Genomic DNA, 7,443 nt, shown 5'->3' on the forward strand with positions numbered 1-7,443 from the left:
ATGGGACCGGTGTAAGTGCTGAAGCACTCACTCTGGTTGACAAAGGAGACAGACATGCAATTCAAAACGCGTCGTAACGTACTGAGTTCCCTCGTGTGCGCAGCGGTACTCGCCAGCCTTTCGCTTGCCGCGCCGCTTGCGCATGCCAGCAAGGATCATCCGGAAATTGGCTTCTGTATCGACGATCTGCGCGTCGAGCGCTGGTCGCGCGATCGTGACTATTTCGTCGCCGCAGCGGAAAAGCTCGGCGCGAAAGTGTCGGTGCAATCGGCCGACGCAAGCGAGGAGCGGCAAATCTCGCAGATCGAAAACCTGATCTCGCGCGGTGTGGACGTGATCGTGATCGTGCCGTTCAATTCGAAGACGCTCGGCAACGTGGTTGCCGAAGCGAAGAAAGCGGGCATCAAGGTGGTCTCGTATGACCGTCTGATTCTCGACGCCGACGTGGACGGCTATATCTCGTTCGACAACGAGAAGGTCGGCGAACTGCAGGCGCAAGGCGTCTACAACGCGCAGCCGAAGGGCAACTACTTCCTGCTCGGCGGCGCGCCGACTGACAACAACGCGAAGATGTTGCGCGAAGGCCAACTGAAGGTGCTCAAGCCCGCAATGGACAAGGGCGACATCAAGGTGGTCGGCCAGCAGTGGGTGCCTGAGTGGAGCGCTTCGACGGCGCTGCGCATCGTCGAAGATGCGCTGACCGCGAACAACAACAAGATCGACGCGATCGTCGCATCGAACGACGGCACCGCGGGCGGCGCGATTCAGGCGCTCGCCGCGCAGCACATGGCGGGCAAGGTGCCCGTATCGGGCCAGGACGCGGACCTCGCGGCGGTCAAGCGCGTGATCGCCGGTACGCAGACCATGACCGTGTACAAGCCGCTGAAGCTGATTGCGGGCGAAGCGGCAAAACTCTCGGTCGCGCTGGCGAAGGGCGAGAAGCCCGCGTACAACGCGCAGTACGACAACGGCAAGAAGAAGGTCGACACGGTGCTGTTGCAACCCACGTTGCTCACCAAGAGCAATGTCGATGTGGTCGTCAAGGACGGCTTCTATACCCAGGCACAGCTCGCGAGCCAATGAGCGTAACGCGCGCGCGGCGGACCCCGGTGCGTGCGATGCGCATCGAGGCCGCCGCGCGCCTTGCAGCGAGGCATAGCGAATGACGCAACCTCTACTGACGATGCGCGGCATCGTCAAGGCGTTTTCTGGTGTGAAGGCGCTCGACGGCATTGACCTGACGGTCGCGCCGGGCGAGTGCGTCGGCTTGTGCGGCGAGAACGGCGCGGGCAAATCGACACTGATGAAAGTGCTCTCAGGCGTGTATCCACACGGTACCTGGGATGGCGAAATAAGTTGGGAAGGCGCGCCGCTGAAGGCCGCCAACGTGCGCGACACCGAACGCGCCGGCATCATCATCATTCACCAGGAGTTGATGCTGGTGCCGGAGTTGTCGGTGGCGGAGAACATCTTTCTCGGCAACGAGATCACGCTGCCCGGCGGCCGCATGAACTACGCCGCGATGTACCAGCGCGCCGACGAATTGCTGCGCGAACTCGGCATCAGCGGCATCAATGCCGCGCAGCCGGTGATGAACTACGGCGGTGGCCATCAGCAGTTGATCGAGATCGCCAAGGCGCTGAACAAGCGTGCGAAGCTGCTGATTCTCGACGAACCTTCGTCGTCGCTGACCACCTCGGAAATCAGCATCCTGCTCGACATCGTGCGGGATCTGAAGCGACGCGGCATTGCCTGCGTGTACATCTCGCACAAGCTCGACGAGGTGGCGGCGGTATGCGACACGATCAGCGTGATTCGCGACGGCCGTCATGTCGCGACGGAGCCGATGCACGCACTCACCACCGATCGCATCATCTCGCTGATGGTCGGCCGCGAGATCAAGAACCTGTTTCCGCGCGAGCCGCATCCGATCGGCGACGTGATCTTCGAAGCGCGTAACGTCACCTGTTTCGACGTCAACAACCCGCGCCGCAAGCGCGTGAACGACGTGTCGTTCGCGTTGCGGCATGGCGAGATTCTCGGCGTGGCCGGACTGGTGGGCGCGGGCCGCACGGAGTTGATGCAGGCGATCTTCGGCGCGTATCCCGGCGCGAGCGAAGCGACCGTGCTGATGGACGGCAAGCCGCTGAAGATTCGCGCACCCATCGACGCGATTCGCGCGGGCATCGCGATGGTGCCGGAGGATCGCAAGCGCCACGGCATCGTGCCGGGCATGAGCGTCGGTCACAACATCACGCTCGCGGTGCTGGAGCGTTTCGCCTCGGGTGGACGGATCGACTCGGCCGCCGAACTCGACACGATCCACACGGAGATGAAGCGGCTTTCGGTGCGTGCCGCGCATCCGATGCTGTCGATCGCGAGCCTGTCCGGCGGCAATCAGCAGAAGGCCGTGCTCACGCGCATGCTATTGACCAATCCGAAGGTGCTGATCCTCGACGAACCGACGCGCGGAGTCGACGTCGGCGCGAAGTACGAAATCTACAAGCTGATTTTTCAACTGGCGCAGCGCGGCATGTCGATCGTGATGGTGTCGTCCGAATTGCCCGAGGTGCTCGGCATCAGCGATCGCGTGCTGGTGATCGGCGAAGGCGAACTGCGCGGCGACTTCGTCAACGACGGCCTCACGCAGGAGGACATCCTGAGCGCCGCGATCCGTCCCGTGCAGCGATTAACAAACCCTACCGCAGCGAGTGCAGCATGACGCCCGACGTTACTTCCCAACGCGCCGACAACACCGTGCCGCGAGGCGCGTTCGGCGGTCCGCAGCGTATTCAGCAACTGTTCGCGCGCTACAAGATTCTCGCGTTGGTGATCGCCGTGGCCGCGATCTGGATTTTCTTTTCCTTGCTTACGCATGGCGCGTTCGTCACGCCGCGCAATCTGTCGAACCTGCTGCGGCAAATGTCGATCACCGGCATGCTCGCATGTGGGATGGTGTTCGTGATCATCGCCGGTGAAATCGATCTGTCGGTCGGCTCGCTGCTCGGTTTGCTCGGCGGCGTGGCGGCGATACTCGACGTCAACCGGCACTGGCCGATCGGCGTCACCGTGCCGGTGGTGATGCTGCTCGGCTTGCTCGTCGGCATATTCAACGGCTGGTGGTCGACCTACCGGCGCGTGCCTTCGTTCATCGTCGGCCTGGGCGGCATGCTCGCGTATCGCGGCATTCTGCTCGGCGTGACCGGCGGTTCGACGATCGCGCCGGTGTCGGACAGTTTCGTGTTCGTCGGCCAGGGGTATCTGCCGCGGCTCGCGGGCGACACGCTCGCGGTCGTGCTGTTCCTGCTGCTCGCGTTTCTGACGATCCGGCAACGCGCGAATCGCCAGCGTTATCAGTTGCGGGTGGTGCCGTTCTGGCAGGACGTGGCCAAGGTGGTCGGCGCGGGCGCGATTCTGGCGGGCTTCGTCGCCACGCTGGATCGTTACGGCGGCATTCCGGTGCCGGTTCTGCTGTTGCTCGCGCTGCTCGGCATCTTCACGTGGATCGCGACGCAGACCGTGTTCGGGCGGCGCATCTATGCAGTCGGTTCGAACCTCGAAGCGACGCGGCTCTCGGGCGTCAACACCAACCGCGTGAAGCTGGCGATCTTCGCGCTAATGGGGCTGATGTGCGCGTTCGCCGGGATCGTCAACACGGCGCGGCTCGCGGCCGGCTCGCCGTCGGCGGGCTCGATGGGCGAGCTCGATGCGATCGCCGCGTGCTTTATCGGCGGCACGTCGATGCGCGGCGGCTCCGGCACCGTGTACGGCGCGCTGATCGGCGCACTGGTGATGGCGAGCCTCGATAACGGCATGTCGATGCTCGATGTCGATGCCTACTGGCAGATGATCGTGAAGGGCAGCATTCTGGTGCTGGCGGTGTGGATCGATGTCGTGTCGGGATCGAACCGGCGATGAGGTGAGACGCCGGTCCCTTTGTCGATGTGTGGTCGCGCCGGGCCTGTCGCCCGGTTGCACCGCAACGCAGCGCAGCGCACCGCGCTTTTCCATGTATTTAATGAAACACCCCACGATTAACCCCGCCTCGTAGCAATCGCCTCATTCCCCGCCCCACGCCCGCCCGACCCGCGCCGGCGAATTTAAGTCTCCCGTCCGCTCCTCCGTCTTATTACTATTCCGCAACAACACGTCAGGCGCCCCACGCGCTTTCGCAGCTTCCTTTGGTCATCATCGTGCAAGCTGATCGAGCCATGTCATGTTAAAGCGCAGAACCTTCCTGCTCGGCGGCGCCAGCGCGGTGGGCGCATTGCTGGTCGGCTGGTCGGTGTTGCCGCCGCGCCAGCGCCTGACCACCTCGACCCCGCTGCCGGCGGAAGGCTCGCAAGTCGCGCTCAACGGCTGGGTCAAGATCGCCGCCGACAACAGCGTGACGATCATCATGTGCAAGGCGGAAATGGGTCAGGGCATCCACACTGGCCTCGCGATGCTGCTCGCCGAGGAACTCGACGCCGACTGGTCGCAGGTGCGGGTGGAAGAAGGGCCGATCGACAAGATTTACAACAGCGTGCAGAACATCATCGACGACTTGCCGTTTCGCCCCGACGACGACGGCGTCGTGAAACGCACCACAGTCTGGTTCACGCGCAAACTGGTGCGCGAGGGCGGCACGATGATGACGGGCGGTTCATCGAGCATCAATGATCTGTGGATGCCGATGCGCGAAGCCGGCGCCTCGGCGCGCGCGATGCTGATCGGCGCGGCCGCTTCGCAATGGAACGTGCCGCCCGGCGAATGCCGCGCTGAAAGCGGTCACGTGCTGCACGCGTCGGGCCATAAGGCGAGCTTCGGCGAACTGTCGTCGCTGGCCGCACAGCAGGCGCTGCCGCGCAAAGTGACGCTGAAAGATCCCGCCGACTTCAAACTGATCGGCCAACCGGTGCGGCGCATCGAAGCCGCGTCGAAGATCAACGGCACGGCGCGCTTCGGCATTGACGCGCTTCCTGACGGCCTGCTGTATGCGAGCGTCGTGATGTGCCCGACGCTCGGCGGCACGGTCGCGCATTTCGACGCGACGCGCGCGCAAAAAATGCCGGGCTTCATCAAGGCGTTCGCAGTCGCCCCGTATGCCGGCGGCACCGGCGGCGTCGCCGTGATCGCGGAGAATCCGTTTCGCGCGATGAACGCGGTCTGCGCGATCGACGTGAACTGGCAGGACGGCGGCGCCGCGACGCTGTCGAGCGCGGACACGCAGGCGCGCCTCGCGCGCGCGCTCGATGACAGTGACGGTTACGCGTACTTTCATCGCGGCAATGTCGACGCCGCGATGAACATCGCAAAGCACACCGTTTGCGCCGAGTATCACGCGCCGTACCTCGCGCATGGCGCGGTCGAGCCGGTCAACTGCACTGTGCAGGTCGCGGACGGCGCGGCCACGGTGTGGGTCTCGACGCAGATGCCCGCGCTCGCGCGGGCGCACGTCGCAAAAGTACTGGATCTCGACGCCGACAAGGTCGACGTGCAGACGCAACTGCTAGGCGGAGCGTTCGGGCGTCGGCTCGAACTCGACTTCATCGCGCAGGCGGCGGCAATTGCGCGGGAGGGCGGCGGGCGTCCCGTGCAAACCATCTGGTCGCGCGCGCAGGACTTCACGCACGACTTCTACCGGCCGGCGTGCGTGTCGCGGCTGAAGGCCGGACTCGACGCAAACGGCAAGCTGGTCGCGTGGCACAGTACGTCGGCGGGTCAGGCGATCGTGCCGGACTCGCTCAAGCGCTACTACGGCGTGCCGCGCATTCCGATCGACAAGACCACCTGCGAAGGCGCGTTCGATCAACCGTACGAATGGCCTGCCGCGCGCGTCGCGCACAAGATCGTCGACTTGCCGGTGCCGGTCGGCTTCTGGCGCTCGGTCGGCCATTCGCATCAGGCGTTCTTCACCGAGAGTTTCACCGACGAAGTCGCTGTCGCCGCCGGACAAGACCCGGTCGCGTTTCGCGCCGCGCTGCTCGTGGAGCATCCGCGCCATCTGGCGGTGCTCAAGCGCGTCGCCGGGTTGTCGGATTGGGGCCATCCGTTAAAGCATGCCGCCGATGGCGCGCCGTGCGCGCGCGGTGTCGCGCTGCATGAGGCGTTCGGCAGTGTCGTCGCGGAGGTGGCCGAAGTGTCGATTGGGCCGAAGCGGCAGATTCGCGTGCATCGGGTGGTGTGCGTGATCGATTGCGGCTTGCCGGTGAACCCAAATCTGATCCGTCAGCAGATGGAAGGCGGGATCGTGTTCGGTCTGTCGGCCGCGTTGCAGGATGAGATCACGATCGTGAAGGGGCAGGTGCATCAGAAGAACTTTGTCGATTTCCCGGTCGTGCGGATCGACGATTGTCCGGTGATCGAAACCGACATCATGCCGAGCCGGCTGCATCCGCAAGGCGTCGGCGAACCGGGCGTGCCGCCGATTGCGCCCGCGGTGGCGAATGCGGTGTTCGCGCTGACCGGCACGCGTCTGCGCACGTTGCCGTTGCGGCTGGCGTGACGCACGGCGCTTCGAACCTGATTCAGGGCGATGCCAAAGCAAGGCGACTCGGGAGGCAAGCAAGCATGGGATCATTGAACATCAACGGCCGCGCCATAGCTGTGCAGGCTGAAGCGGATATGCCGCTGCTGTGGGTGCTGCGCTGCGAACTCGGCATGACGGGCACCAAGTTCGGCTGTGGCGTGGGCATTTGCGGTGCGTGCACGATTCATCTGGACGGCGCCGCGTGTCTGGCGTGCCAGACGCCGATGTCGAGCGTGCACTCGCAGAAGATCACGACCATCGAAGGCGTGCAAGGCGCTGAAGCGCAGGCGTTGAAGGCGGCGTGGATCGATCTCGACGTGGTGCAGTGCGGCTATTGTCAGAGCGCGCAATTGATGGCGGCCTGCGCCCTGTTAAAACACGAGCCCGATCCGACTGACGCCGATATCGACGCGGCCATGTCGAACATTGTGTGCCGTTGCGGGACCTATCCGCGCGTGCGGGCGGCGATTCATCAGGCGGCGAAGCGCCGAGGGCTTTGAACCGTGTCGGCGCGGGTTCGGCAAAGCCTGGCGCGCGCCGTCAAATGCCCCATGGGTTCAATTTGCCAGCATTTCCACGACGGTGACCACGAACGATGTTAATGCGTCGTCGATGGATCTAACGATTGTTTGCATAGTTCCTATATACGTGCCGACAAAATGGCCCAGATAATCGGGGGGCACTGCAAATCCACCGTCACGCTGGGGTTTATCCTAAAAGCGTATTTGGATAACGTAGGCATTCCGACCGTTGGGTGTGGGCATCGAATCGTACCGGCAGACAACGTCCGTGTCGGTCAGACCATCTCCCTGGAACGTGCGCGGGAATTCAAGAAGCACGACGTCGAAAGAATGGAGAGGAGATTGAATTGCGACGTACACGTGCCGCTGTTCCAATTTGAATATGATTCTCTCGTAAGCATCGTATATAAC

Annotated in this window: 6 protein-coding genes; all 6 read left to right on the forward strand. The window is 63.7% G+C overall.

Annotated elements, in window-relative coordinates:
• Positions 1-54: 54 nt before the first annotated feature.
• Positions 55-1,083, forward strand: coding sequence for a D-xylose ABC transporter substrate-binding protein (gene xylF, locus PQR02_RS33185; RefSeq protein WP_408241735.1), 1,029 nt, complete (start codon positions 55-57; stop codon positions 1,081-1,083).
• A 79-nt stretch (positions 1,084-1,162) separates the two neighbouring features.
• Positions 1,163-2,722 carry a D-xylose ABC transporter ATP-binding protein gene (gene xylG, locus PQR02_RS33190; protein ID WP_408241738.1) on the forward strand — a complete coding sequence of 520 codons (1,560 nt, stop codon included), beginning with the start codon at positions 1,163-1,165 and terminating at the stop codon, positions 2,720-2,722.
• The gene (locus PQR02_RS33195) at positions 2,719-3,918 is read left to right on the forward strand and encodes a sugar ABC transporter permease (protein WP_408241741.1); all 1,200 of its coding nucleotides are present in this window, start codon (positions 2,719-2,721) and stop codon (positions 3,916-3,918) included. Before xylG ends, PQR02_RS33195 begins: the two co-directional genes overlap by 4 nt.
• A 298-nt stretch (positions 3,919-4,216) precedes the next feature.
• Positions 4,217-6,487 (forward strand): xanthine dehydrogenase family protein molybdopterin-binding subunit, encoded by a 2,271-nt coding sequence (locus PQR02_RS33200; protein ID WP_408241744.1) that lies wholly within the window; start codon positions 4,217-4,219, stop codon positions 6,485-6,487.
• Between the two features lie 65 nt (positions 6,488-6,552).
• On the forward strand, positions 6,553-7,011 hold the full coding sequence (locus tag PQR02_RS33205; RefSeq protein ID WP_408241747.1) for a (2Fe-2S)-binding protein: 459 nt from the start codon (positions 6,553-6,555) through the stop codon (positions 7,009-7,011).
• A gap of 159 nt (positions 7,012-7,170) precedes the next feature.
• A partial coding sequence (locus PQR02_RS33210; protein WP_408241750.1) for a lysozyme occupies positions 7,171-7,443 on the forward strand: 273 nt, incomplete at its 3' end.

This window comes from Paraburkholderia sediminicola, assembly GCF_046026895.1.
In the GTDB taxonomy this organism is placed as follows: Bacteria; Pseudomonadota; Gammaproteobacteria; order Burkholderiales; family Burkholderiaceae; genus Paraburkholderia; species Paraburkholderia sediminicola_C.

What these genes read in the sequence shown, in the direction of transcription:
- xylF (WP_408241735.1), top strand. Translation starts at nt 55, where the DNA reads ATGCAATTCAAAACGCGTCGTAACGTACTGAGTTCCCTCGTGTGCGCA.
- xylG (WP_408241738.1), top strand. Translation starts at nt 1,163, where the DNA reads ATGACGCAACCTCTACTGACGATGCGCGGCATCGTCAAGGCGTTTTCT.
- PQR02_RS33195 (WP_408241741.1), top strand. Translation starts at nt 2,719, where the DNA reads ATGACGCCCGACGTTACTTCCCAACGCGCCGACAACACCGTGCCGCGA.
- PQR02_RS33200 (WP_408241744.1), top strand. Translation starts at nt 4,217, where the DNA reads ATGTTAAAGCGCAGAACCTTCCTGCTCGGCGGCGCCAGCGCGGTGGGC.
- PQR02_RS33205 (WP_408241747.1), top strand. Translation starts at nt 6,553, where the DNA reads ATGGGATCATTGAACATCAACGGCCGCGCCATAGCTGTGCAGGCTGAA.